A 24138-nucleotide genomic window follows, 5' to 3' on the forward strand; every position below is an offset into this window, starting at 1 on the left:
TCGTGAACTGATCCGAAAGGTCGTCCAGGAAAAATTGACCTGACAAAGGCCAAGTGGCGCAGGAGCAGCTACAGCGGTGCCGTCCGGTCCGCCGCCGCCGCGCACTGACCACCAGTCGCCCACCCTTGCTGGCCGCCCGTTCCGCCGAGGAGCGGCGAGTCGTGGAAGATTGCAGGAGGAGAGGCGTGTCACCTGGGAGGGGCGATGCTGTTCAGGCGGGAGGTCCTTGAGGGGATCGCGGGCGGGCGGATCGACCGGGTGTTCCGGGTGTGGGCCAAGCCCCCGGTCCGCGCGGGGAGCACGCAGCGCACCTGGGCGGGGATCATCGTCATCGACTCGGTCACGGCCGTCACCCCCGAGGAGATCACCGAGGAGGACGCGCTGCGTTCGGGCTTCGACAGCCGCGCGGCGCTGCTCACCGCCCTGTCCAAGAGCACCAAGCAGGGCGGCTACCACCGCGTCATGCTCCGTCTGGGCGGGCCCGACCCCCGAGCGGAACTGGCCGGGAACGCCGACCTGACCGACCAGGAACTGGCCGGTCTCAAAGCCTCCCTCGACGCCATCGACACCCGCAGCCGCCGCGCCCCCTGGACCCGCGAAGTCCTCCGACTCATCGAGGAGCACCCCGGCCTGCGCGCCCTGGACCTGGCCGAACGCCTCGGCCGGGACAGACTCCCTTTCAAGGCCGACGTCCGCCGCCTCAAAGCCCTCGGCCTCACCGAAAGCCTGGAGACCGGGTACCGCCTCACTCCGCGCGGCAAGGCCCTCATGGCCTACCTACGGTCCTTGACCGAATGATCTGATCCCGGGTTCTGCGAGACGCTGCGCGGCCTTGCCGCCTCCCTGCGACGGGCCGGGGTGTGGTTAACCGAACCCCCGGTCCGCCTGCTTCCACGATCGACCCGGCGGCGCCTCCGGGACGAGTCTGGAGACATCCGTTCACGCAGTTCGGAAGGTGTCTCATGGCGATTCTCGTTTCCCGCGTCACGCGCCGGTCCCGCTTCGGCTCGTCGCTCTGGCGGCGTTCCGCTTACGCGCTCGCGGCCCTGCCTGCGGGGCTTGCCTCGCTCACGGGGGCGCGGGTGCAGCCTGCACTCGCGCACCGCCTGCTGGACGTGCCGTCCGGGCGTCCCGGACGGTTCCGAACGATCCTGCACGCCCTCCTCTCGCTACCCCTCGGCGTCCTGTCGCTCCTGGCAGGCGCGTACGGGTGGGGGATCGTCGTGCTCAACCTGTTCTACCCGGCCCGCTGGCTCATCGGGATGGGCGGTTCGCTGAAGGACGCCTGGGGCGGCCCGACGCTGGCCGGCGCCTGGGCCGTCCACGCGACGGGCGGGCTGGTGATGCTGCTGCTGATCCCCGCCCTGATGAAGGGCATCACGACGTTGCAGGCCCGCCTGATGGTCCGCGTCCTCGGCAGGGCGGACGGGACAATTGTGCGATGACACAGGTGCTGAGGGCCTCGGCCGTCCACCGGGCCTGGTCGGAGGCGCTCTACCTGCTCGCCGGCGCTCCGATCGCCCTGGCCGGGGTGTACTACGCGGTGTTCTCGGGCGCGTTCGGCATCGTCATGTCGGTCACGCGGCTGGGCGCGGCCGCGACGGCGGCGGTGCTGCGCGGCGCCTGCCGGTTCGGGGAGTTGCACCGCCGGCTCGCGGCCGTCCTGCTGGACGAGCGGGTTCCGGCGCCGGGCCAGCCGCGGTCGCGGGCCGGGCTGCGGGCCTGGGTGCGGGACGCGCACGACGCCACGGGGTACCGCGCGTTCCTGCATCTGCTCGTCCGGTTCCCGCTGGCCGTCCTCGGCGTCGTCGTGGTGCTCGTGACCTGGGTGTATGGATTCCTCCTGCTGACGTATCCGATCCAGCTCCCCCTGCATCTGAACGAGATCACCACCCGCGACTCGGGCGGCAGGGTCCGGCACGGCCTGGTCGTCGGCGGGTTCTACTTCGACACCTGGCAGCGCAGTCTGCTGGTGGCTCTGGCCGGCGCCGTCCTGCTGGCGTTGGCGCCGCGGGCCGTGCGGCTGGCCGTGCGTCTCGACCTGGCGGTACTGCGGTCGCTGCTCGGTCCGCGGCCGGACGACGCGCGCATCCGCGACCTGGAGCTGAGCCGGTCGTACGCGGTCGAGGACGCGGCGGCGACGCTCCGCCGGATCGAGCGGGACCTGCACGACGGCGCCCAGGTGCGGCTCGTCTCGCTGACCATGACCCTGACCGCGCTGCAGGAGACCCTCCCGGCCGACACCCCCGAGCCCGCCCGCGAGCTGGTCGCCGCCGCGCGCACCGGCGCGCGGGAGGCGATCGCCGAGCTGCGCGAACTGGTGCGCGGCATCCACCCGCCCGTCCTGGACCAGGGGCTGGACGCGGCGCTGGCGACGCTCGCCGCCCGCAGCCCCGTCCCGGCGGAGCTGGAGACGGACCTGCCGGTCCGGCCGTCCGCGGCGATCGAGTCGATCGCCTACTTCTGCACCGCCGAGCTGCTGGCCAACGCGGGACGGCACGCGGTGGCCCGCCGGGTCGCCGTGTCCGCCGTCCAGCCGGGGGACGGCACGCTGCGGCTGTCGGTCACCGACGACGGGAAGGGCGGCGCGCGGGCGCGTCCCGGCGGCGGGCTCGCCGGGCTGGCCGAGCGGGTGCGTACGGTGGACGGCGAGCTGTCCGTGCTGAGCCCGCCGGGAGGACCGACCACCGTGACCGTCACGCTCCCTCTCACCACCTCATGACCGGTCTGCGCGTGGTGATCGCCGAGGACGCGGCGATCCTGCGGGACGGCCTCGCCCACCTGCTCGGGCTGCGCGGCCACTCGGTGGTCGCGGCGGTCGGCGACGCGCCGGCGCTGCACGCGGCCGTGGCCGAGCACGGGCCGGACGTCGCAGTGGTCGACATCCGGATGCCGCCGACGCACACCGACGAGGGGCTGCACGCCGCGATCGAGCTGCGCCGCGTCCGTCCCGGGCTCGGCATCCTGCTGTTCTCGCAGTACGTGGAGACGCGGTACGCGGCCGAGCTGCTGGCGGGCTCGCCCGCGGGCGTCGGCTACCTGTTGAAGGAGCGGGTGTCCGACCTCGACGACTTCGTGGACGCGCTGAACCGCGTCGCCGCCGGGGGCACCGCGCTCGACCCGGAGGTCGTGGCGCACCTGCTCGGCGCCGCCCGGCGCGACGACGGGCTCGCGTCCCTCACCCCGCGCGAGCGGGAGGTCCTCGGCCTGATGGCGGAAGGCCGGACGAACGCGGCGATCGCCGCGTCCCTCGTGGTCACCGAGCGGGCCGTGGAGAAGCACATCGCGAACATCTTCACCAAGCTCGGCCTCGCGCCCACGGGCACCGACCACCGCCGTGTCCTGGCCGTCCTGCGCTATCTGGGAGCGTCCTGATCGTCCGTTGAGGGGCGTCCTGCGGCCAGGCGGGCCCGGCTTTTCGCCGAGCCCGCGTTGTCGGGTCCGCTTCCGTGTGTCAGCGCTGGAGAGTCAGCAGACCCGGCCGGTAGGGCAGGAGGCCGTAGTCGCCGCCGGAGCTGGGGCTGCGCCCCTGGTAGAGCAACTGCAGGTTGCAGGGGTCGACGGTGAAGGTCTGGTCGGCGCCGGCGCGGATCAGTTCGCCGTGGCTGATGTCGTTGGTCCACGTGGCGCCGCTGTTGGCCTTGCCGGCGAAGGGGTTGCTCTCGGTCGCGGCCTGCGGGGTCCACGAACCGTTCAGGCTGGTGGCCGTGAACGAGCGGAAGTAGCGCCCCTGCGAGCCGATCGCCTCGACGAGCATGAGGTAGCGGCTCTGGCCCTGGAGCTTGTAGACCTGGACGGCCTCGAACAGGTTGTTGGTCGAATCGCTCATGACCACTGTCGAGGTCGTGCCGAAACTGCCCGGGAAGTTCCCGATCGGCATACTGGCCCGGTAGATCTTGCCGTTGTCACCGGCGAAGAAAAGGTACATGTTCGTGCCGTCGCCGATAAGCGTCTGATCGATCGGGCCCGTTCCGGAGCCGCTGATGCTTCCGGAGAAGAGCACCTGCTGCGATGACCACCCATTCGGGTTGGTGGGGTCGCTCGACGTCCGGTAGGAGAAGGCGGTCCCGCCCCACTGGTAGGCGAGCACCCAGACGTTCTTCGGCGCGAAGTAGAAGAGCGTGGGCGCGACGGTGGAATTCGACATCGTATTCTGACTGGCCGAGGCCATCTCCGACCAGTTGGTGAAGGGGCTGAAGTTCATCGAACCCCATCTCGTCCCCGTGTCGTGCGTCGTCGCATAGACGAGATGCCGGCCGTTGTAGGGGGCGACGGTGAAGTCCTTGAGCGAGACCCACCCCGACTTGGGCTGCGCCAGCGGGCCGGTCGACGTCCAGCGGTAGGCCGACGGGAGATCGCACGCGGGAGTGGAGCCGCCGCCGACCGGGACGAGCTGCCACTGCTGGTTGTCGCCGCCCCAGTCGTCGTACTGGACGATGTTCGCGTTGTCGGCGGTGGAGCCGCCTTGCACTTCGAGGGCCTTGCCGCTGTGGCGCGACACGAACCTCACGTAGCCGCCAGGGCTGTCGGCCAGCCGCCACTGCTGGTTGGCGCCGTTCAGGTCGGACCACTGGACGATCGAGCCGCCGTTGGCGGTGGAGAAGTTGTAGACGTCCAGCACCTTGCCGGAGTGGCGGGACCTGATGCGGTAGTAGCCGTCGCCGGAGTCGACGAACTGCCACTGCTGCTGGTTCTGATCGTTTCTCGTCCACTGGGTGATGCGGGCGCCGTCGCCGGTCGCCAGGTTGTAGACGTCCAGAGCCTTGCCGCTGTTGCGGTTGACCAGGACGTACCACGTGTTCACATCCACTGTCGCGGCCTGGGCGGGCTGTGGGTTCGTCACGCACATGAGCACCGAAAGCAGGAGCGATGCCAGCACCGCGCCGGTCCTCACCATGACCTTCTTCCTTTCGTTGGGCGTGGATGTTAGCGCTAACAATTTCTGTCGGACGAGACCTTCTCTCCATCGGCGGCCAGGGGGTGGCGGTGGCCGGAGTAAATAACAGGCAGAAAGGCATCGTCAAGGGCCCGGGAACTTCGAAAAGTTTCGAGCGCCGGCCAGCCGAAAGATCACGCATACGGCGCCATGAAAGATATGGAAACTATTGACGGAATCTGCGGGGGCTCACACACTGAGTCCGCGACGCCCTGGTGGTGTGTGCGTTCCTGTGAAGGAGCGCGGCGTCTTTTACACGGCTGTGTTCCGTGCTCCCACCCCTCGTTCATTCATGGAGGAACAGACGTGCGTACGAACGCCATGCTCAGGCCCGGGATCCGTAAGCGGGCCCTTCTCGCGGGCACCCTCGGGGTGCTCGCCGCCGCTCTGGTGGCACCGCCCCCGGCCACCGCCGCCGAGAGCACGCTGGGTGCCGCGGCGGCGCAGAGCGGCCGCTACTTCGGCACCGCCATCGCCTCGGGCAGGCTCAACGACTCGGCGTACACCACGATCGCGAGCCGCGAGTTCAACATGGTGACCGCCGAGAACGAGATGAAGATCGACGCCACCGAGCCCCAGCGGGGCCAGTTCAACTTCAGCTCCGGCGATCGGGTCTACAACTGGGCCGTCCAGAACGGCAAGCGGGTACGCGGCCACACCCTGGCCTGGCACTCCCAGCAGCCCGGCTGGATGCAGAGCCTCAGCGGCGGCACGCTGCGCCAGGCGATGATCGACCACATCAACGGGGTCATGGCCCACTACAAGGGCAAGATCGCCCAGTGGGACGTCGTGAACGAGGCCTTCTCCGACGACGGCTCGGGAGGCCGCCGCGACTCCAACCTGCAGCGCACCGGCAACGACTGGATCGAGGTCGCCTTCCGCACCGCGCGCGCCGCCGACCCGGCCGCCAAGCTCTGCTACAACGACTACAACATCGAGAACTGGTCCTGGGCCAAGACCCAGGGCGTGTACGCCATGGTCCGCGACTTCAAGCAGCGCGGCGTGCCCATCGACTGCGTCGGCTTCCAGTCCCACTTCAACAGCGGCAGCCCCTACAACAGCAACTTCCGCACCACCCTGCAGAACTTCGCCGCCCTCGGCGTCGACGTGGCCATCACCGAACTGGACATCCAGGGCGCCTCGGCCACGACCTACGCCAACGTGACGAACGACTGCCTGGCCGTCTCGCGCTGCCTCGGCATCACCGTCTGGGGCGTGCGCGACACCGACTCGTGGCGCTCGGAGCAGACCCCGCTGCTGTTCGACGGCAACGGCAACAAGAAGGCCGCCTACACCTCGGTCCTCAACGCCCTCAACGGCACCTCGTCTCCCCCCACCGGCTCCGGCAAGACGATCAAGGGCGTCGGTTCGGGCCGCTGCCTGGACGTGCCGAACGCGAGCACCACCGACGGCACCCAGCTCCAGCTGTGGGACTGCCACAGCGGAACCAACCAGCAGTGGACCTCCACCGACGCGGGCGAGCTCAGGGTCTACGGCGACAAGTGCCTCGACGCCGCCGGGACCGGCAACGGCGCCAAGGTCCAGATCTACAGCTGCTGGGGCGGCGACAACCAGAAGTGGCGCCTCAACTCCGACGGATCGATCGTCGGTGTCCAGTCCGGCCTCTGCCTGGACGCCGCCGGCAGCGCCAACGGCGCCCCGATCCAGCTCTACTCCTGCTGGAACGGCAGCAACCAGCTCTGGAGCCGCGCCTGACCTACCGCACGACGCTGTGCTGGGCGCGCGCGATGGGCATGTACGTCGGGGACGCGTCAGTGGTCAGGAACGCCAGGACCATGGCGCGCACCGCTTCGGCGTGCTCCATCAGCAGCAGATGGCTGGCGTTGGGCAGCACGGCCAGCTCGGCGGTGGGCAGCGCGCGGTAGAGCGCCACGGTGTGGTCGAGCGTGACCAGATCGTCGTCGCCGGACAGGACGAGAGTCCTGGCCGTCACCGCGCGCAGCTCGGCCGGGTCGAGCCGCGGCTCGGTCGCGGCCGCGTGCGCGATCTTGCCGAGGACGACCGGGAAGTGGTCGCGGCCGTCGGGCGACACCTCGGCGTAAGCGTCGACGAGCGCGGCGGGCGTCTCGCCGTCCGCCGACGGCTTGAAGATCAGTCCGTCCAGGTCGCAGGCGGTGCTGATGAGGACGAGGCGCTCGACCAGGTCGGGGCGGCGCATCGCCACCCACAGCGCCACCGTCCCGCCGGCGCTGTAGCCCACCAGCCGGGCCGGGCCGCCGACCACCCGCTCCAGGAACGCGATCGTGTCCCGGGCCATGAGCTCCATGGTGATCGGACCGGGGGCGTCGGGCGTGCGGCCGTGGCCGCGGCGGTCGGGCAGGTAGATCTCGAACGTGTCGGCGAGCCCGTCGAGGTTGCCGGTGAAGCAGCGGCCGTCGGTCAGCCCGCCGTGCAGGAGCACCACGGGGTCGCCCTTGCCGCGCTGGTCATGCCACATGGGAACGATGTCGGTCATGCACTACATACGGGACGGCGCCTCAGGAGTCATCGGCAATCCGAACAACGCGAACAGGGACGGATCCAGGTAGGTCGTCGTATTGGCGATCAGTCCGTCGCGGACGTCGATGACGGACAGGCCGAACGCCTTCCCGTCCCGGTACTGCGCGAAGGCCGGCGATCCGTTGGCCGCCGTGCGGACCAGCCGGTCATCGGCGCAGGCGCCGGCCGCACCCGCCAGGGCGGCCCGGATCGCCTCCCGGCCCCTGAGCCACCAGGCGAACGGCGGCATCGACATGGTGGCGTCCCGGTGGAGCAGCGACACCAGGCCGTCGACGTCGTAGGAGGTGAACGCCTTGACGTACCGTCCGAGCAGGTCCTCGTCGACCTCGCCGCTCCCGCCCGGCGTGCGACGCGCGGACATGGCCGCACGTGCTCGTTGCAGGGCGCTGTTGACCGCGGCGGGGCTGCTGTCGAGCAGCCCGGCCACCTCCTCCGCCGTCCAGCAGAGCACCTCACGCAGGATGAGGACGGCCCGCTGGCGCGGCGGCAGAACTTGCAGGGCGGCGACGAAAGCCAGCCGGATCGTCTCGCGCCCCTCGGCCAGTTCGGCCGGATCGCCGTCAACGGGCAGCGCGAGCCGGTCGGGGATCGGCTGCACGAAGGCGGCGGCTCCCAGCGGCGCGCCGAGAGAAGCACCGGCGGGTGAGGACGGGCCGAGATTCATCGCGAGCGCGCGCCGCTGGACGCTACGGGTCATGTCGAGGCAGACGTTGGTGGCGATCCTGTGCAGCCAGGTGCGCAGACCGGCTCTGCTCTCATCGAAGCGATCGGCGTTCTTCCAGGCGCGGAAGAAGGTCTCCTGGACGGCGTCCTCGGCCTCGGCGGCGCAGGCGAGCATGCGGTAGCAGAAGCCGGTCAGGTCGACCCGGTGCGCTTCCAACCGCTCCTCGAAGGCCACGTGCCCACCATATTCAGGGCTTTGGCCCGCGCTGCCTCACATCCGGGACCTCAGCACGTCGACCTCGCAGCCCGGCGCGAAGGGGTCGAAGCCGTGCTCGCTCAGCCAGCGGACGATCAGCAGGCTTCGCAGCGACCACCACGCGCGGATCACGTCGAGGTCGACGTCGACGCCATAGCCGGTGAGGACGTCGTCGAGGTGCTCCTCGTGTCCGAGCGTGAAGGTGGCGAGGTCGTACAGGGCATCGCCCCGGCCCGCCTCGGACCAGTCGATGATGCCCGTGACCTCGTCGCCGTCGACGAAGACGTGCGCGATCTGCAGGTCGCCGTGCGTGAACGCCGGAGTCCACGGCCGGAGCGCGGCCTCGGCGACCCGGCGGTTGCGGCTGACGAGGTCGGCGGGCAGGAGGCCGCCGGTCACGAGCAGCTCGCACTCGGCGTCGAGCTCCGCCTCCAGCGCGGCGATGCTCCGGCCCGCCTGGCCCGGCCAGGACGGCGGCGGCGCGTCGTGCAGCGTCCGGATGGCGGCGCCCGCCGCGGCCCACGCCGACGGCGACCCGGTCGACGGCCCGCCGAGGCGTCCGAGCGTCGTCCCCGGGAGTGCGGCGATCGCGAGCACGGGCGGCTTGCGCCAGAGGACCTCCGGGGTCGGGACCGGCGCGAGGGACATCGCCTCCAGCTCGACGTCGATGCGCGTCTGGTCGGCGTCCATCTTCAGGAACACGTCGCCGACGCGCAGAGTCGCACGCTCGGAATGGGCGACGACGACCTCGACCTCATCCACGGGCGACCAGTATCCCGGGGATGATCGCCGGCGTCGCCGGGTTTTTCGCCTGTGATGACGCGGCTGACCGCGTCCCCCTACCGAGCGGCCTTCCTCAGGCGACGACCGCGAGGAGGGCTGTGACGGCCTTGGTGAGCTCCGCGTCGCCGCTCATCGTCGATCGCTGACGGGCCTGCTCCACGGTGATGCCTCGGGTCGCCAGGCGCCAGAGGGTGTCCTGGTCCATCGCGACGTGTGCGGTCGGCTCTCCCTGGGGCTGGGTCATCTGCCATCGTCCGTCCTGCCGGACCGCGCCCCACCGGCCGCCCGCCGGGCCGAGCACTTCCAGGTGAGCGGTGTGGCCTTCGGGACGGTCGTGCATCCGCAAGGCGTGCGGCAGGCCGCGCGCGAAGATGTCCAGCAACGGGGCCAAGAGATCGGGTTCTTCGGCGCCCGGGACGGAGACGGCGTGGCGCACCTGCTGCTGGTGGACCCAGAACTCGGTGAAGTCGCGTCCGATGTCCAGCCAGGCGGGACTGTCGATGTCGGTGGCGGCCCAGGAGACGTTCAGGTCGGCGGCTGCCCGGAGGTCTTGTGCCGCCCACACGGCGTCGAGACGTGGGCCCAGGTGATCCAGCAGTTCGATCAGCAGCCGGGGACTGAGCTGGCGGGACGCCCGGACGAACTCATCGTTGGTGCGGGCCAGGTACGAAGGAAGCGTCTCGTCATTGGCGAACACCGCGCCGCCGTACCCGTCGCGGCTGCCCGACAGGCGCCGCATGTAGTCGTTGAGCACGTGAGCGACGACGTCGTGCACGTCCCAGCCGGGACAGACCGTGGGGGCGGCCCAGTCGGCGGGGCTCAGGGTGCGGAGCAGGTCGAGCAGGGCCTGCCGCTCACGCGGGAACAGCGGACGAACGTCGACGATGGGACCAAAGATCATGATCACCTGACCCTACCGACTGCCGTCCCGTCCTCCACAGGTTTTTCCGCCGGCCGGGCGTTCGAACGATGTGGCGGGCATTCATGCAGCGTGCCGGGGATGAACCGGCCTGTGGCGGATTCGGCCGGGTGCATCCGCGCCGACCGCGACTAGTGTTGCCGACTGATGGGTGATGACGCGACGGACGACCGGCCGCCGTCGCCCTTTGCCGGAAACGGCCAACGGCGCACAATGGTCCCCGGACACACGAGAGGATCGGACAATGGCTCGACGGTGACGGGACGACCCGATGGCGCGGGCGCGGTAGGCGCTGCCGCCGCCCGGCACGGTCGCCGAGGACGCGGGCGAACACGTCATCACGAGCACCCGATCGCGGCCCGAGACCCCGCCTGGCGGCCGCGCGGCAAGGCTCTGTCGAGCGCCGAAGGACAACGCGGACCCGGTTGCGCGGTGGGACCCATGGCCGCGTGAGATGGTAGCGATCACAGGAGCCGGGCAGGGAGCAGAGACGACATGATGCAAGGCGTGACGGCGGCCGTGGTACTGGCCGCGAAAGACCCGAACACCCAGCAGCTGGCCGACTGGCTGCGCAATATCTTCGGGCCGCTGTTCCTGGTCATCATCGGGATCGTGGCCCTGTTCTTCCTGTTCACCCGGGAGATCACGCGGTTCATTCAGTTCATCGTGCTCAGCATCGTGATCGCGGTCGTCTTCTACTACCCCGGGATCATCACGTCGGTGGCCGACGGAATCGTGCGAGCGCTCGGCGTCAAGGAGTCCGGCTAGGCCCGCGCGTCCACCGCGCTCGGCGCCGACCGCCGGGGTGGGACCACTCAGCCGGTCACCGGTTGGGAGTCCTGGTCTCGGTGGACCGCGGGCGAGGTGTCCGGGGTGGCTTCGGTGGTGAGGAAGCCGCCGGACTGGTGGTGCCAGAGGCGGGCATAGGGACCCTCGGACTGGAGGAGTTCCCGGTGGGATCCCTCTTCGAGGACGCGGCCGCGGTCGAGGACGACCAGACGGTCCATGCGGACGACCGTGCTCAGACGGTGCGCGACGACCAGGGCGGTGCGGTCGCGCATCAGGCGCCACAGAGCTTCCTGGATGAGGAGTTCGCTTTCGGAGTCCAGTGCGCTGGTCGCCTCGTCCAGGAGCAGGATCGGGGTGTCTCGCAGGATGGCGCGGGCGAGGGCGAGGCGCTGCCGCTGGCCGCCGGAGAGCTTGACGCCTCGCTCGCCGACCAGCGTGTCGAAGCCGTCCGGCAGGTTCTCGACGAACTCGGTGACGTGGGCCGCCCGCGCGGCCCGCAGGATCTCGGCCTCGGTGGCGCCCGGCCGGGCGAAGGCGATGTTGTCGCGCACCGACCGGTGGAACATCGCGGGCTCCTGGGGAACGTACGCGATCATGTTGCGCAGGTCGCTCTGGCGCAGCCGCGCGATGTCCTGGCCTCCGATGAGAATGCGGCCGCCGTCGACGTCCATGAGACGCAGCAGCAGCCGGGAGAGGGTGGTCTTGCCGCCGCCCGACCGCCCCACCAGGCCGATCTTGGCGCCGCTGGGGATCTCCAGCTCCAGGCCCTCGAACAGGGGCGGCCCGTCGCCGTGGGCGAAGCGCACCCGCTCGAAGCGGACCGAGGCGTCGACCGGACGCAGCGGCTGCGGGTCGGGCGGGTCCACGACGGTCGGCGGCGTCAGGAGCAGCTCGGTGAACTGGGCGCTCTCGGTGAGCGTGCTCTCCATCCGCCGGTAGATCTGGTTGAACTCGAACATGATCCGCGTCGCGTTGGTGTAGTAGGAGAACGTCACCACGATGGCCTCCACCCCGAGGCCGCCGCGAAGCGCCACCGCGACGAGCAGCCCCAGGGCGCTGGTCAGGATCGACATCGGAGCGACGATCGTGTCGACCCGCAGGTTGGCGTAGTCCCAGGAGCGCAGTGCCAGGCGGTTCTGCTCGGCGACCCGGCCGCGGAGCTCGGCGGCCTCCCGCTCCTCGGCGGCGAACGCGCGGACCGTCTCCATGTTGGTCAGCACGTCGGCGATGTGGCCCGACACCCTCACCTTCGCCGCCTCGCGCCTGTCCACGAGCGCCTGCCTGCGGCGGATGAACGGGATGACGAGGAAGCCGGTGAAGACGATCAGGCCCAGGAGGACGACGACCAGCAGCGGGTGGTACCGCCACAGGATCACCGAGGCGAAGGACAACGGGATCACGTTGGCCACGACCGCGAAAGTGAGGGTGTCGGCGAAATTTTCGAAGCCGCCGCAGAAGCTCAGTATCCGTTTGGTCAGCGAACCGGCGAAGTTGTCATGGAAGAACGCGGCGTCTTTCGCGAGCAAGTCGTCCATGCCGGTGTTGGCGAGCCATTCGATGCCCCGGCTGTTCGTCCGGTTGAGGAAGTGCAGGCCCACTCTCCACAGCGCCTCGCCCGCGAACATCAGGCCGGCGAATCCGAGGACGTAGGGCAGGAGGGCGGAGAGATCGCTTTCCCCGCCTTCGGCCAGGTGCCCCACCAGGGCGGCGACCATCAGCGGAGTCAGGTAGAACAGGCACGTATTGCCCAGCGCCGGCAAAGTCAGCGCCGGAAGCGAGATGCGCCACTGGCGGCGCAGCACATCGCAGTAAAAGCGCAGGGCCAGCAGAACCGCGCGTTGCCGGACCGACTTGCCGCCTCTGGACCTGCCTCGTAGCACTGCCACCCCGCCCTCCACGCCGCCGCCCATCCATGCTGCCTCAGACGGCCGGGGCAAAGCGAACGCATTTTTCCATCACTCAAAACGATCACAAGATTTCAGAAAAAGCGGCGTCCGCGGGGGAACACCGATGACGTTTCATAAGGACGGCGTCCACTGGCGCGACCCTGTCCCCGTGGCGGCGCGACCGATCCGGGGGCCTGTCCCCCGTGCGAGCTACCCGCAGATGTCCACCGCACGGTGAAGATCCGGCGGGGGGCGAATCCTTAGCGTTTCGGGCGACGCCGCGGCGCCATGGCCGCGGAACCCCCTGAAGGAGTCAGCATGCGACTGCTGAAGCAGCTCGTCGTCGTCGTGGTGGTCGCCGCCGCCGGCGGCGCGGGCGTCAACGGCGTGGTGTGGAACCCGGCCCTCACGCTCGTCCTCGGCGCCGCGGCGGCGCTGGTCAGCCTGTACACGTACCGCTGGGTGGTGCGGCGGACCGAGCGCCGCGAGCCGGCGGAGCTGGCGCTGAAGGGCGCCGCGGGCGGCCTCACCCGCGGGATGCTGATCGGTTTCGCGATGTTCGGCGCCGTCATCGTGAACATCGCGTTCCTCGGCCACTACCGGATCGACGGGTTCGGCTCCGCGACCGGCCCGGTCGCCCTTCTCGGCTTCATGGCCGCCGCGGCGGTGTCCGAGGAGGTGATGTTCCGCGGCGTCCTGTTCCGGATCATCGAGGAGCGCACCGGCACCTGGGCGGCGCTGGCGCTGACCGGCCTCGCTTTCGGCCTGATGCACCTGCCCAACCCGAACGCCGACCTGTGGAGCGCGCTCGCCATCGCCATCGAGGCCGGCGGCATGCTCGCCGCCGCCTACGTGGCCACCCGCACCCTCTGGGTGCCGATCGGCCTGCACTTCGCCTGGAACTTCGCCGGCGCCGGGATCTTCGGCACCGACGTCTCCGGCAAGGACGCCCCGGACGGCCTGCTCGACGGCGCGACCTCTGGCCCGACCCTCCTCAGCGGCGGCGAGTTCGGCCCGGAGGCGAGCCTGTACGCGGTCGGCGCGGGAGCGGCCCTGACGATCGTGTTCATGTGGCTGGCACGCCGGCGCGGCACCATCGTCCGCCGGAACCGGGCCTCCCGGACCCCCGCCGCCGCTACGCTCGCCCAGTGATCGACATCCGGCGGGGCCGGGAGGCGTGGCGGCGGCTGGACGTCACGGTGCGGGACCTCCCGTTCCCGCTGCTGCTGGCGGCCGGGTCGTTCGTCCCCGCGCTCCAGGCCCACGGGACGCAGGTCGGCGATCTCCCGGCCCGCCCGTTCGACGCGCTGGCCGTCCCGGTGATGCTCCTGACCTGCCTCCCGCTCGCCGTGCGCCGGCGCTGGCCGGCCCTCAGCGTCGTCCTCGTGTCGCTCGGGTTCGCCGCCGACCAGCTCCGCGCCTACCACTCGTTCACGGGCAGCGCCCTGGCGTTCGCGCTGGTGAGCGCGGGCGCCCACCTGGAGCGCCGCCGGTACGCCGTCGCGGCCGTCCTCTCCGCGGCGTACGTGCCGCTGGCGGTGGCACTCGACCGGATCGGCTCCCCCGAAGGCCTGGACGGCTTCGTCACGTTCTACCTGGGGGCCGTCTTCGCGTGGGGCGTCGGAGCGTGGCTGCGCTCCACCCGGGCCGTCGAGTCGGAACGCCGCCGCCGCGTCGCCGAGGCCACCCGCGCGGCCGAACGCACCCGCATCGCCCGCGAGCTCCACGACGTCGTGACCCACCACGTGACGGCGATGGTCGTCCAGGCGGAGGCGGCGAAGTACCTGACCGCCGCCCCCGACCGCCTCGACGAGACGCTGAGCGCCGTCGGCGACACCGGCAGGCGGGCCATCGCCGACCTGCGGCACCTGCTCGACCTGCTCAACCCCGACCACGGGACGGACGCGAGGATGCCGTCCGTCGGGGAGCTCCCCGCGCTCGTGGAGCAGACGCGCCGAGCCGGGCAGCCGATCGAGTTCACCGCGGCGGGCGAGCCGGCGGAGACGACCGGCAGCGCCGAGGTCGTGGCCTACCGGGTCGTTCAGGAGTCCCTGACGAACGCCCTCAAGTACGCCCGGGGCAGCCGTACCGTGGTCCGGGTGCAGTACCGCGACAAGGAGATCAGCGTGGAGGTCGGCACCGGCCCTTCCGGGGCGCCGACCGCGCCCCCGGGCGGGAGCGGGCGGGGGCTCGCCGGGCTCCGTGACCGGGTCGGCGCCCTCGGCGGCGACTTCACCGCGGACCCGCGGCCGGACGGCGGCTTCGTCGTGCGGGCCCGCATCCCTTCGGGGAGTCCTTCGTGAGCGCGCCGGTGCGGGTCCTGGTCGCCGACGACCAGGCGCTGATCCGCACCGGGTTCGCGACCATCATCGACGCGCAGCCCGACCTGGAGGTGGTGGGCGAGTGCGGCGACGGCCGCGCCGCCGTCGACCTCGCCCGCCGGCTCGCCCCGGACATGGTGGTGATGGACGTCCGGATGCCGGTCCTCGACGGCATCGAGGCGACCCGCATGCTGGCAGGCGCCGGGGTGACCGACCCCGTCAAGGTGCTCGTGGTGACCACGTTCAACCTGGACGAGTACGTGTACCAGGCGCTGCGCGCGGGGGCGAGCGGCTTCCTGCTCAAGGACGCCCCGCCGGCGCAGTTGCTGCACGGCATCCGGACCGTCGCCGCCGGCGCCGCGCTGCTGGCCCCCGAGGTGACGCGGCAGCTGGTCGGCAGGTACGCGGCGCGGATCCGTCCCGCCGAGGAGACGCCGGCGGACGGCGCGCTGACCCCGCGCGAGATGGAGGTGCTGCGCCTCATGGCCGACGGCATGTCCAACAGCGAGATCGCCGCGACTCTCGTGCTCAGCCAGGAGACCGTCAAGACGTACGTCTCCCGCATCCTCACCAAGCTCGACCTGCGCGACCGCGTCCAAGCGGTCGTCTACGCCTACCGCCGGGGCCTGGTGACCTGAACCGGGCGTCCCGGCCCTCGGCCGCGGGAGCGCAGGCGGCCGGCTCGGGAGCCGACGGTGCGGGCCGTGGGCTCGGGACGGCGGTGCGCCCGGTTCAGGACCGGTAGATCCCTCGCTCGACGGAGGGTGAAGACCGCTCGCTCCGGCGATTCGCCGGAAGACCGGGCGCCTCAGGATGAGTGACGTCCCGCCGGGCAGGCCGAAGCCCCGGCGATCACTCTGGAGTTGGGGATTCATGATGAACCGTCTTGCGGCCATGCTCGCGGTGCCCGCGCTCACCTTCACCTACGGCCTGTTCCGGATCGCGGACGGGTCGGACGGCGAGCGAGGCCCCGGCGTCGCCTGGACCCTCGGTCATCTGGCGTTCTGCTCGGCGCTGGTGCTGTTCGCGGTGGTGTTCCGCTGGCTCGGGGGACTCGCCCCATCGGGCGACCGCGTCGCGGCGGGGGCGCGGTGGACGGCGACTGCCGGAGCGGCCGTCCTTCTGGTGCAGTTCGCGATCGACCTGGTGGCGGGGGCGGTGTCCGCGAACCACCTGGAGATGTCCCGGTTCACGGAGCGGGTTTCGCAAGTGCCCGGCGTGGCACCGGTCGTCTACGACTTCGGCCCGTACCTCTTCTACGTGGGGATGCTCGCCCTCATCGTCCGGCTGGCCGCGGTCCGGGTGATCAAGCCGTGGACGGTGCTCCTCGTCCTCGCCGACCTGGTGATGCCGCTGGCCGACAAGGACCTGATCCCGGTCGGGGCGCTGCTACTGTCCGTCTCCTTCGCGCAGATCGCGCGGGTGATGGAGTCGCGGCAGGCCGCCTCCGGGACGGCGGACGGCCGCGGCGCGGGGCCGTCCCCGGCGGTGGCCGGTGCGCGCTGACGCGTCCGGAGGAGTTGTGACCTGGAGAGACGTGGGCGCGCGGACGGTCCGGGTACGGGGGCGGTTTCGCTCCCTGCCCCCACGCGCCGTCGACGGCGGGCTCGCGGTCCTCGTGGCCGCCGCCCAGCTCTGGCCCTTCGCCGCGCGGGCCGGCGTAGGCGGGCCGTGGAGCGGGTGGGGCGTCCTGGTCGTACTGGGCTCGGCGGCGCCGCTGTACTGGCGGCGGAAGCACCCGGTGCCGGTACTGATGGTGAGCCTCGCGGCGACCAGCGGCTACGACTATGTCAGCCACGTGCCGTCCCAGCCGGTCTGGTACGCCGCCCTGGTAGCGATCCACTCGGTCGCCGAGCGGTCGGGGCGGTGGGTCCGTCATACGGTGGTCGTGACGACCGTACTCGGCAGCTTCGTCCTCGCGTCCTCCGAATCCGGGCTGCGGATGAGCGTGCTGTGCGTCGCCGCCTACGCGCTGGGCAGGGCGGCCGCCTCCGGCCGGGTCCACGCCGAACGGCTGGAACGCGAGCGTCAGGCGGAGACCGAGAAGGCCGCACTCGCCGAACGTGCCAGGATCGCCCGGGACATGCACGACATCCTGTCCCACGCGGTGAGCCTGATGGTCGTGCAGGCCGAGGCCGGACCCGTCGTCCTGGCCACGGACCCGGCTCGCGCCGAGCGCGCCTTCGACGCCATCGCGGGTGCGGGACGCGACGCGATGGCGCAGCTCAGAGGGATCCTAGAGGTGCTCGATCCGGACCGGGCCCCGGGGCCCGAGCGCGCCCCTCAGCCCACCCTCGCCGACCTGCCGGTGCTGACCGCCGGCTCGGGCCTCACGGTCGAGTTCGCGCAGACCGACGGCTCGGGGCCGACCGTCGGGTATCCGCTGCCCGGCGGGGCCGGCCAACGTCCGCTCGCCCCGCACGTGGAGACCGCCGCCTTCCGCATCGCCCAGGAGGCGTTGACCAATATCGTCAGGCATGCGGGCACCGACCGTGCCCGGCTTCACCTCCACTGGCAGGAAGACCGAGGCATCGTGCAGCTCGACATCACCGACGACGGCGCGGACGCCGGGCGGCGGCCCGCCCGCTCCCTGCCGTCCGGCGGCCACGGCCTGATCAACATCCGGGAGCGCGCGCGTTCGTGCGGCGGAACCGCCGAATGCGGGCCCCGGACCGACGGCCCCGGCTTCCGGGTCCGCGCCCGCCTGCCGCTCCTGCCTCCGTCGTGAGCGGCGGTACGGCGGCGGAGCCGCTGCGCGTGGTCGTCGCCGACGACCAGGAACTGGTCCGGGCCGGTTTCGCGATGATCCTGGACGCCCAGCCGGACATCGAGGTTGTCGCGGAGGCCGCCGACGGCTCGGAGGCGATCACGGCGGTACGCGCCCACGCCCCGGACGTCGCGCTGCTCGACATCCGCATGCCGGGCATGGACGGCCTCACCGCCACCGCCGAGGTCTGCGCCGGCACCGCCACCCGCGTGATCATCCTGACCACCTTCGACCTCGACGCGTACGTGTTCGAGGCGCTGCGCGCGGGTGCGAGCGGCTTCCTCCTCAAGGACGTCCGGCGCGACGATCTCGCCCACGCCGTCCGGGTCGTCGCGGGCGGCGAGTCCCTCCTCTCGCCGTCCGTCACCAGCAGGCTCATCGCCCACTGCACCAGCGCGTCCGCGGCGGTGCCGCCGCTTCCCGACCCGCGCTTCGACTCCCTGACCTCACGCGAGGCCGAGACCCTGCGCCTGCTCGCCCGCGGCCTCACCAATCCGGAGATCGCCGCGACCATGGTCATCAGCGAGCACACCGTGAAGACCCACGTCAGCAGCGTCCTCGCCAAGCTCGGCCTCCGTGACCGCATCCAGGCGGTGATCGCAGCCTATGAGGCGGGCCTGGTGGTACCGGGCCGAGCGGAGTCCTCGGAGAGTCTGCGGCGGCGGAATTCTCGCGGGGTTTCGCCGTAGCGGCGTTTGAAGGCCGAAGAAAACCACGTGGACGTGAGGCCGGCGCGGGCGGCGATGTCGCTGATGCCGACGTCGCTCTGGGCCGGGTCCTGGAGGGCGTCCCGGGCGGCTCGGAGCGTTTCCTCGTTGCGCAGGTCGCGGTAGGTGGTGCCGGTCTGGTGGAGGGCGTTGCGCAGGTGGCGTGGCGACCAGCCGAGCGCCTGGGCCACGGCGGTGAGCGGGAGCTTCCCGGTGCCGAGACGGTTCCGCACGTGCTCGCGGACGAGTTGCGCGACATCGGTGAGGTGGGCGTCCGGCGGGCGCGCGTCCCTGAGAGCGATCATGCAGAACAGTTCGGTCATCCGATCGCAGACCGCGTGGAACTCGTGGGCGGACAGGTTGTCCTGTTCGGCGTGCGTGCTCTCGATCAGGGTGCTGAGGATGCGGCCGAGACCGGTGTTCAGGTCGAGGACGAGCCGCAGCGGTGTCGGCGAGCTGATGTGGTTGTCGAGTTCGGAGCGCGGGACCTGGAACGCGTACGCACGGGACTGCGGGACGGAGAGCCAGCAGGACTCGTCCATGCCCATCACGGAGGCGTGCCCCGGCGGGGTCCGCGTTTCCTCCTGGCCGTGCCTCACCGTGTAGACGCCGCTGCGCGGCACCACGATCCAGTACTGCTCGTCGCCAGGGACGTTGCGGACGTGTGAGGGCGTCCGGACGGCGATCCGGTCCCCGTGTTGGTCCCAGTGCAGCAGCCGGTAGCCGCCGCTCTCCTGGGCGGTGAGATCCGCGCGCCAGCTCCCCGGATTCCGGAAGCGGTGGTCCATCGGCAGGATGCTGTCGCTGAGGTCGCGCCAGGCGTCGGTATCGTCGGTGGTCCAGGAGTGGAACTGCATGGGCCTACCTCCGCTGTGAGCCCGCACATGCCCGGTAACCCAACGTCCCCGCACGGTCGCTGTCAAGCCCTCTCGGCGCCCGCCGAACCTCTGTTTTCGTGCCGTCCGACTTCTGGTTGGAGGCAGGATCCGCCTGCGGATCTGTCCGGTGGACCCGCGCCCGGAGATACTCGGGGCCCGGCCGCTGACGGCGGGTGTCAGACGAAGGGAATCCGTTGACGATGAGCCTGCCCGCGTTCCCTGCTCTGGACGAGAGCCCGCTCGACACCTGCATCCGGCTCCGGGAGATCGCGCCTGTGGTCGAGGTGGCGTTCCCCGGCGGCGTGCCGGCCTACCTGGCGCTGACCCACAGGGCCGCGCGCCAGATCCTCGCCGGGGACAACAAGACCTTCGCGCGCGACCCCAAGCACTGGCCGGCCCTGCACGACGGATCGATCCCCGAGGACTGGCCGCTGCGCGCCATCGTCCAGGGCGACCACCTGTCCACCAAGGACGGTGACGATCACCGGCGGCTGCGGGGCCTGGTCGGCAAGGCGTTCACCCCCGGCCGGGTGCGGGAGATGGAGCCGCGGATCCAGGAGCTCATCGACTCACTGCTGGACGACGTGGTGGCGGCCGGGGACGGCGTCGACCTGGTGCCCGCCTTCACCGAGGCGCTGCCGATGGCGGTGATCTGCGAGCTGTTCGGCGTGCCGGAGCCGGACCGGGCCCGGCTGCGCGGGTGGACGGCCGCCCTGCTGGCGCACACCACCCCTCCGGAGGAGGCGTTCGAGACCCAGAAGGCGCTCATGGCGTACCTGTACGGACTGGCGGAGCGCAAGAGGCTGGACCCTGGCGACGATCTCACCTCCGGCCTGGTCAAGGCCCGTGACCGGGACGACAGGCTCACCACCGACGAACTGGTCGCCGTGCTGTGGCTGATGCTGGTCGCCGGCCACGAGACCACGGTCCACCTGCTGGGGCACGCCATCGCCGCGCTGTCCGCGCATCCCGACCAGCTGGCGTCGGCCGCGGCCGGGGACCGCTGGGGCGACGTGGTCGAGGAGACCCTGCGGTACCGCCACTCGGTGATGATGACCAGCTTCCGCTTCACGCTCACCGACGTGGTGATCGCGGACGTGGCCATCCCCAAGGGCAGCGCGGTCGGCGTCGTGTACCAGGCGAGCGGCCTCGATCCTGAGCGGTACGGAGAGACCGCGGACCGGTTCGACATCGACCGCGAGCAGGGCGACGGCCTCGGCTTCGGGCATGGCCCCCGCTACTGCATCGGCGCCCCGCTGGCCCGCCTGGAGAGCAGACTCGCGCTGGCCTCGCTGTACCGGCGGCTGCCGGACCTCACCCTGGCGATCGACCCGGACGACATCCCCTACTCGCCGTCCTTCTTCACCGTGGGCCCGCTGTCGCTGCCCATCAACCTCGGCGCCGGCCCTCGCTGACCTTTCTGCCCCATCGCGAAACCGGGGCAGCCGAGCCGTGGGAACGAGCGCGCGGCGTTCGTGATGCCTGAGAGACGCCGCGAGCGCCGTTGGCGCGGACTCCGTTCGCTCCGCCCGGACGCACCACCTCAAGCTTGGAGAACCTGGAGTGACATCCGTGAAGTCGACCGTGCACCTGTGCGGCAGCGTGCCGCTGGCCAATTCGGAGACCGTGTTCCGCGCGGTGGCGACCAAGCTCAACGGCCGTGTGCGGCGGATCCCGGACGGCGAGCCAGGTGAGCGGGACAACTGGGTCGTCTGGCAGCTGGCGAAACTCTCCGCGCACCCGGACCTGGAGACGGTGCCGCCGCCCGGCCCGGAGTACGGGCCCTCCCTGCGCGTACGGCCGAAGCCCGGCGTCGACCCGGCGTCGGTGGCCTTCGGGCCGCTCGGGTACTCGGCGGCCGCGCTCGACTCGTGGCGGGTGTTCGCCCGCCTGCGCGCGGAGGGCGTCATCGCGCCGGACGTGCGTTTCCAGGTCAGCCTGCCGACACCGATCGCCGTGGTCGCCGCGTTCATCGGTGCGCGTCACGCGGAACTCGAAGCCGCGTACGAGGCCCGGCTGCTGGCCGAACTGGAGGAGATCCTGGCCGTGGTCCCGCCCGCGGACCTGGCCGTCCAGTGGGACACCGCGGTCGAGTTCGCCGTCTTCGAAGGGGTCTATCCGGCCTGGTACGGCACGGACTATCCGTCCCGCCTGGCCGAGACCCTGACGCGCCTGGTCCGGCTCGGAAACGCCGTGCCGGAAGAGGTCGAGCTGGGATACCACCTCTGCTACGGCGACTTCGAGCACAAGCATTTCGTCGAGCCCGCCGACACGTCCAAGCTCGTGGCCGTCGCCGACGGCCTCGCCGGGGGCCTCGGGCGGCGCTTGGACTGGGTGCACATGCCGGTGCCGCGCGACCGTGCCGATGAGGCGTACTTCGCGCCGCTGTCGGGCTTGTCGCTGCCGGCGGAGACCACCCTGTTCCTCGGGCTCGTGCACGCCACGGACGGACTCGACGGCGCCCGCGCGAGGATCGACGCGGCGCGCGGGGCGGTGAAGACGTTCGGCGTCGCCACCGAATGCGGCATGGGCCGGCGTCCGTCCGAACAGATCCCCGCCCTTCTCGACCTGCACGCGGCGGTGGCCGACCTCCTCTGACGGCATATCGTCGGCATATCGAAAACCCCATACGGCATGGCAACACCCCGCTGCCTTGACTGGCAGAATGCCATCACTACCACTCTCGACGCGAAAAGAAGCCCGCGCACTTCTCCGGTACATCGGCATCGCCCTGGCAGTCGCCCTAGCCATGATCGCACCGGCGCTCGCCTATCAGTGGCAGAATTCCTCGTCCTCCTCTGCCCGGTCATTTCCGCCGTCCGCCGCCCCCTCCCCGGACGGCCATCGCGACGACCGGAGAACCACGCCCGGCAAGATGCCCGCGCGCCGCGGACTCCCAGGGGCGATCGGCGAGGCCGACGGCGTCGTCCCGGACGGCGTGACGGTCTTCAACGACGCGTTCCCGGCCGTGACCAACCTCGATCCAGATCTCCTCAAGGCCCTTCGGCGGGCCGCGACGGACGCGGCGGGCGAGAGGACCACGTTCTACGTCAACAGCGGCTGGCGCTCCCCGGCGTACCAGAATCGACTTCTCCGCGAAGCGGTCTCCAAATACGGATCCGAGGAGGCGGCCGCCCGCTGGGTGGCCACCGCGGCGAAATCGCTTCACGTGAAAGGAAAGGCCGTCGACATCGGGCGGTCCGACGCCGCGAAATGGCTGTCGAGACACGGGGCGCAGTATGGACTGTGCCAGGTCTACGCCAACGAACCCTGGCACTACGAACTGCGCGCCGATGCGGCCGAGCGCGGGTGCCCGCGGATGTACGCCGACCCCACCCAGGACCCGCGGACCCGGTAGCGACCGAGGTTGCTTCCACAGGCGCGCTCCCGGTTGACGTCCGCAACGAATAACCGCTATCTATTGGCTAGCCGTTAGGGGTGATGCATGCAGGACGCGGTGCTGGCGCTGCTCGCGAAGGAACCGTCGCACGGGTACCGCCTGCGCGAACGGCTGCGGCGCGCGCTCGGACCGCTCGGCGAGTCGATGAACGCGGGCCAGATCTACGTGACCCTGGCACGGCTGGAGAAGGCGGGACTGGTCGTCTGCGAACGGACCGGCGGGGCGCCGGACCGACCGGACCGCAAGATCTACGCGCTGACGCCGGACGGGCAGCGGCGCGTGGCCGCCTGGGTGGCCGAGGTGAGCTGGCCCAAGCCGAATCTCGCCGAGTTCCATCTCAAGCTCGCCGCCGCCGCGGCGGCGCGGCTCGCCGATCCGGTGGAGCTGGTGGACGCCCATCGCCGCGAGCTGCTGCGGCGCCTGGGCGACGTGCAGCGCGCGGCGCTGGCCGAGCCGGACGGCTCGACCTCCGGCCTGCTCCTGGAGGGGGTCGCGCTGCGGTTGCAGGCGGACCTGCGCTGGCTGGCGGCCTGCGAGCGCGTCTGGTCGAGAACCGAGAACGAATCCGGGGATGCATGAACGAGTGCGGCGCCGTGGTGCGGGTCCGCGGCCTCAGCAAGGAGCACGGACAGGGGCCGGGCCTTGTCCGGGCTGTCGATGAAGTCGACCTGGACGTCCCGGCGGGGCAGGCGCTGGCGGTGACGGGGCCGAGTGGCTGCGGGAAGTCCACACTCCTGCACATTCTGGGCGGCCTGGAGCGGCCGACCCGCGGGGAGGCGTGGCTGGCCGGGCGGCGGATCGACGTGCTGAGCGAGCGGGCCCTGGCCCGGCTGCGGCGCCGGTCGGTGGGCTTCGTCTTCCAGGCCTTCCACCTGGTGGAGGAGCTGTCCGCGGCGGAGAACGTGGAGCTGCCCGCACTCCTGGCCGGGCACTCGCCGCGCGCGGCCCGGCGCCGCGCGGCCGCCCTGCTGGAGCAGATGGGGCTCGCAGACCGCGCCCGGCATCTGCCCTGGCAGCTGTCGGGCGGGCAGCGCCAGCGGGTGGCCATCGCCCGCGCGTTGGCGAACGACCCGCTGGTCCTGCTGGCCGACGAGCCGACCGGGAACCTGGACACCACGGCGACGCTCGACGTGCTGAGGCTGTTCGACGACCTGCGCGCCGCGGGCCAGACGCTGGTGATCGTCACGCACGACGAGCGGGTCGCGGCCACCGCGGACCGGCTCATCTCGATGCGGGACGGGACGTTCGTCGACGACACCCGGCTGGCGGGGCGCGGCGGGCGCCTCGGCGGGCTGATCGAACTGGGGGACTGA

At 71.3% G+C, this 24138-nt stretch carries 23 protein-coding genes and 1 pseudogene; 17 read left to right on the forward strand and 7 right to left on the reverse strand.

What is annotated here, in order from left to right:
- The first annotated feature begins 204 nt into the window (after positions 1–204).
- From ABWI04_RS05215 to ABWI04_RS05230, 4 genes are all read left to right on the forward strand, one after another.
- Positions 205–798, forward strand: coding sequence for an ASCH domain-containing protein (locus ABWI04_RS05215; RefSeq protein WP_353831616.1), 594 nt, complete (start codon positions 205–207; stop codon positions 796–798).
- A 164-nt stretch (positions 799–962) separates the two neighbouring features.
- The gene (locus tag ABWI04_RS05220; protein WP_353831617.1) at positions 963–1445 is read left to right on the forward strand and encodes a hypothetical protein; all 483 of its coding nucleotides are present in this window, start codon (positions 963–965) and stop codon (positions 1443–1445) included.
- Positions 1442–2722 carry a sensor histidine kinase gene (locus ABWI04_RS05225; RefSeq protein WP_353831618.1) on the forward strand — a complete coding sequence of 427 codons (1281 nt, stop codon included), beginning with the start codon at positions 1442–1444 and terminating at the stop codon, positions 2720–2722. The genes ABWI04_RS05220 and ABWI04_RS05225 overlap by 4 nt, the downstream gene beginning before the upstream one ends.
- A 5-nt stretch (positions 2723–2727) precedes the next feature.
- The gene (locus tag ABWI04_RS05230) at positions 2728–3375 is read left to right on the forward strand and encodes a LuxR C-terminal-related transcriptional regulator (RefSeq protein WP_258940348.1); all 648 of its coding nucleotides are present in this window, start codon (positions 2728–2730) and stop codon (positions 3373–3375) included.
- A 79-nt stretch (positions 3376–3454) separates the two neighbouring features.
- On the opposite strand, the gene ABWI04_RS05235 is transcribed toward ABWI04_RS05230, so the two are convergent.
- A complete protein-coding gene (locus ABWI04_RS05235) occupies positions 3455–4897 on the reverse strand; it encodes a non-reducing end alpha-L-arabinofuranosidase family hydrolase (protein ID WP_353831619.1) in 1443 nt (480 codons plus the stop codon).
- A gap of 345 nt (positions 4898–5242) precedes the next feature.
- On the opposite strand from ABWI04_RS05235, the gene ABWI04_RS05240 reads away from it, so the two are divergent.
- Complete coding sequence (locus ABWI04_RS05240) at positions 5243–6652, forward strand: endo-1,4-beta-xylanase (protein WP_345171501.1); 1410 nt, start codon at positions 5243–5245, stop codon at positions 6650–6652.
- A 1-nt stretch (position 6653) separates the two neighbouring features.
- On the opposite strand, the gene ABWI04_RS05245 is transcribed toward ABWI04_RS05240, so the two are convergent.
- The 4 genes and pseudogenes from ABWI04_RS05245 to ABWI04_RS05260 all read right to left on the reverse strand — a co-directional run bounded on the left by ABWI04_RS05245 (position 6654) and on the right by ABWI04_RS05260 (position 10059).
- Positions 6654–7412, reverse strand: a complete 759-nt coding sequence (locus ABWI04_RS05245; protein ID WP_353831620.1) for an alpha/beta fold hydrolase — start codon at positions 7410–7412, stop codon at positions 6654–6656.
- A gap of 3 nt (positions 7413–7415) precedes the next feature.
- Positions 7416–8360, reverse strand: a pseudogene (locus tag ABWI04_RS05250) (RNA polymerase subunit sigma-70); the annotation flags it as partial.
- Between the two features lie 30 nt (positions 8361–8390).
- The gene (locus ABWI04_RS05255; RefSeq protein WP_353831621.1) at positions 8391–9137 is read right to left on the reverse strand and encodes a phosphotransferase family protein; all 747 of its coding nucleotides are present in this window, start codon (positions 9135–9137) and stop codon (positions 8391–8393) included.
- Positions 9138–9231: 94 nt separating this feature from the next.
- Positions 9232–10059: a maleylpyruvate isomerase family mycothiol-dependent enzyme gene (locus ABWI04_RS05260; protein WP_353831622.1), complete on the reverse strand. Its 828-nt coding sequence runs from the start codon at positions 10057–10059 to the stop codon at positions 9232–9234.
- Between the two features lie 516 nt (positions 10060–10575).
- On the opposite strand from ABWI04_RS05260, the gene ABWI04_RS05265 reads away from it, so the two are divergent.
- The gene (locus tag ABWI04_RS05265; protein ID WP_353831643.1) at positions 10576–10845 is read left to right on the forward strand and encodes a hypothetical protein; all 270 of its coding nucleotides are present in this window, start codon (positions 10576–10578) and stop codon (positions 10843–10845) included.
- Between the two features lie 47 nt (positions 10846–10892).
- Here the strand turns inward: ABWI04_RS05265 and ABWI04_RS05270 are convergent, their stop codons facing one another.
- On the reverse strand, positions 10893–12752 hold the full coding sequence (locus ABWI04_RS05270; protein ID WP_353831623.1) for an ABC transporter ATP-binding protein: 1860 nt from the start codon (positions 12750–12752) through the stop codon (positions 10893–10895).
- A 318-nt stretch (positions 12753–13070) separates the two neighbouring features.
- Here ABWI04_RS05270 and ABWI04_RS05275 point away from each other — a divergent pair, with 318 nt between their 5' ends.
- The 6 genes from ABWI04_RS05275 (at position 13071) to ABWI04_RS05300 (ending at position 18529) form a co-directional block, all read left to right on the forward strand.
- Positions 13071–13904 (forward strand): CPBP family intramembrane glutamic endopeptidase, encoded by an 834-nt coding sequence (locus ABWI04_RS05275; protein WP_345171513.1) that lies wholly within the window; start codon positions 13071–13073, stop codon positions 13902–13904.
- Positions 13901–15055: a sensor histidine kinase gene (locus ABWI04_RS05280; protein WP_353831624.1), complete on the forward strand. Its 1155-nt coding sequence runs from the start codon at positions 13901–13903 to the stop codon at positions 15053–15055. Before ABWI04_RS05275 ends, ABWI04_RS05280 begins: the two co-directional genes overlap by 4 nt.
- Complete coding sequence (locus ABWI04_RS05285; RefSeq protein WP_345171517.1) at positions 15052–15711, forward strand: response regulator; 660 nt, start codon at positions 15052–15054, stop codon at positions 15709–15711. Before ABWI04_RS05280 ends, ABWI04_RS05285 begins: the two co-directional genes overlap by 4 nt.
- 235 nt (positions 15712–15946) lie before the next feature.
- Positions 15947–16579, forward strand: coding sequence for a hypothetical protein (locus ABWI04_RS05290; RefSeq protein ID WP_345171519.1), 633 nt, complete (start codon positions 15947–15949; stop codon positions 16577–16579).
- 16 nt (positions 16580–16595) lie between these two features.
- Positions 16596–17801, forward strand: coding sequence for a sensor histidine kinase (locus ABWI04_RS05295; RefSeq protein WP_353831625.1), 1206 nt, complete (start codon positions 16596–16598; stop codon positions 17799–17801).
- Positions 17798–18529, forward strand: a complete 732-nt coding sequence (locus tag ABWI04_RS05300; RefSeq protein WP_345171523.1) for a response regulator — start codon at positions 17798–17800, stop codon at positions 18527–18529. The genes ABWI04_RS05295 and ABWI04_RS05300 overlap by 4 nt, the downstream gene beginning before the upstream one ends.
- Here the strand turns inward: ABWI04_RS05300 and ABWI04_RS05305 are convergent.
- Positions 18445–19404 carry an AraC family transcriptional regulator gene (locus ABWI04_RS05305; RefSeq protein WP_345171524.1) on the reverse strand — a complete coding sequence of 320 codons (960 nt, stop codon included), beginning with the start codon at positions 19402–19404 and terminating at the stop codon, positions 18445–18447. The genes ABWI04_RS05300 and ABWI04_RS05305 overlap by 85 nt on opposite strands.
- A gap of 221 nt (positions 19405–19625) precedes the next feature.
- Between ABWI04_RS05305 and ABWI04_RS05310 the strand changes: the two genes are divergently transcribed.
- The 5 genes from ABWI04_RS05310 to ABWI04_RS05330 all read left to right on the forward strand — a co-directional run bounded on the left by ABWI04_RS05310 (position 19626) and on the right by ABWI04_RS05330 (position 24138).
- Entirely contained in the window at positions 19626–20840 is a 1215-nt protein-coding gene (locus ABWI04_RS05310; RefSeq protein WP_353831626.1) for a cytochrome P450 family protein, read from the forward strand.
- A gap of 157 nt (positions 20841–20997) precedes the next feature.
- The gene (locus ABWI04_RS05315) at positions 20998–22023 is read left to right on the forward strand and encodes a hypothetical protein (protein WP_345171527.1); all 1026 of its coding nucleotides are present in this window, start codon (positions 20998–21000) and stop codon (positions 22021–22023) included.
- Between the two features lie 55 nt (positions 22024–22078).
- Entirely contained in the window at positions 22079–22783 is a 705-nt protein-coding gene (locus tag ABWI04_RS05320; protein ID WP_353831627.1) for a M15 family metallopeptidase, read from the forward strand.
- Between the two features lie 87 nt (positions 22784–22870).
- Positions 22871–23404, forward strand: coding sequence for a PadR family transcriptional regulator (locus ABWI04_RS05325; RefSeq protein ID WP_345171531.1), 534 nt, complete (start codon positions 22871–22873; stop codon positions 23402–23404).
- Positions 23401–24138, forward strand: a complete 738-nt coding sequence (locus tag ABWI04_RS05330; RefSeq protein WP_345171533.1) for an ABC transporter ATP-binding protein — start codon at positions 23401–23403, stop codon at positions 24136–24138. Before ABWI04_RS05325 ends, ABWI04_RS05330 begins: the two co-directional genes overlap by 4 nt.

Origin of the sequence: Actinomadura sp. NPDC000929 (assembly GCF_040492065.1) — a bacterium.
In the GTDB taxonomy this organism is placed as follows: Bacteria; Actinomycetota; Actinomycetes; order Streptosporangiales; family Streptosporangiaceae; genus Spirillospora; species Spirillospora verrucosospora.

What these genes read in the sequence shown, in the direction of transcription:
- ABWI04_RS05215 (WP_353831616.1), top strand. Translation starts at nt 205, where the DNA reads ATGCTGTTCAGGCGGGAGGTCCTTGAGGGGATCGCGGGCGGGCGGATC.
- ABWI04_RS05220 (WP_353831617.1), top strand. Translation starts at nt 963, where the DNA reads ATGGCGATTCTCGTTTCCCGCGTCACGCGCCGGTCCCGCTTCGGCTCG.
- ABWI04_RS05225 (WP_353831618.1), top strand. Translation starts at nt 1,442, where the DNA reads ATGACACAGGTGCTGAGGGCCTCGGCCGTCCACCGGGCCTGGTCGGAG.
- ABWI04_RS05235 (WP_353831619.1), bottom strand. Translation starts at nt 4,897, where the DNA reads ATGGTGAGGACCGGCGCGGTGCTGGCATCGCTCCTGCTTTCGGTGCTC.
- ABWI04_RS05245 (WP_353831620.1), bottom strand. Translation starts at nt 7,412, where the DNA reads ATGACCGACATCGTTCCCATGTGGCATGACCAGCGCGGCAAGGGCGAC.
- ABWI04_RS05260 (WP_353831622.1), bottom strand. Translation starts at nt 10,059, where the DNA reads ATGATCTTTGGTCCCATCGTCGACGTTCGTCCGCTGTTCCCGCGTGAG.
- ABWI04_RS05265 (WP_353831643.1), top strand. Translation starts at nt 10,576, where the DNA reads ATGCAAGGCGTGACGGCGGCCGTGGTACTGGCCGCGAAAGACCCGAAC.
- ABWI04_RS05275 (WP_345171513.1), top strand. Translation starts at nt 13,071, where the DNA reads ATGCGACTGCTGAAGCAGCTCGTCGTCGTCGTGGTGGTCGCCGCCGCC.
- ABWI04_RS05290 (WP_345171519.1), top strand. Translation starts at nt 15,947, where the DNA reads ATGATGAACCGTCTTGCGGCCATGCTCGCGGTGCCCGCGCTCACCTTC.
- ABWI04_RS05305 (WP_345171524.1), bottom strand. Translation starts at nt 19,404, where the DNA reads ATGCAGTTCCACTCCTGGACCACCGACGATACCGACGCCTGGCGCGAC.
- ABWI04_RS05310 (WP_353831626.1), top strand. Translation starts at nt 19,626, where the DNA reads ATGAGCCTGCCCGCGTTCCCTGCTCTGGACGAGAGCCCGCTCGACACC.
- ABWI04_RS05325 (WP_345171531.1), top strand. Translation starts at nt 22,871, where the DNA reads ATGCAGGACGCGGTGCTGGCGCTGCTCGCGAAGGAACCGTCGCACGGG.
- ABWI04_RS05330 (WP_345171533.1), top strand. Translation starts at nt 23,401, where the DNA reads ATGAACGAGTGCGGCGCCGTGGTGCGGGTCCGCGGCCTCAGCAAGGAG.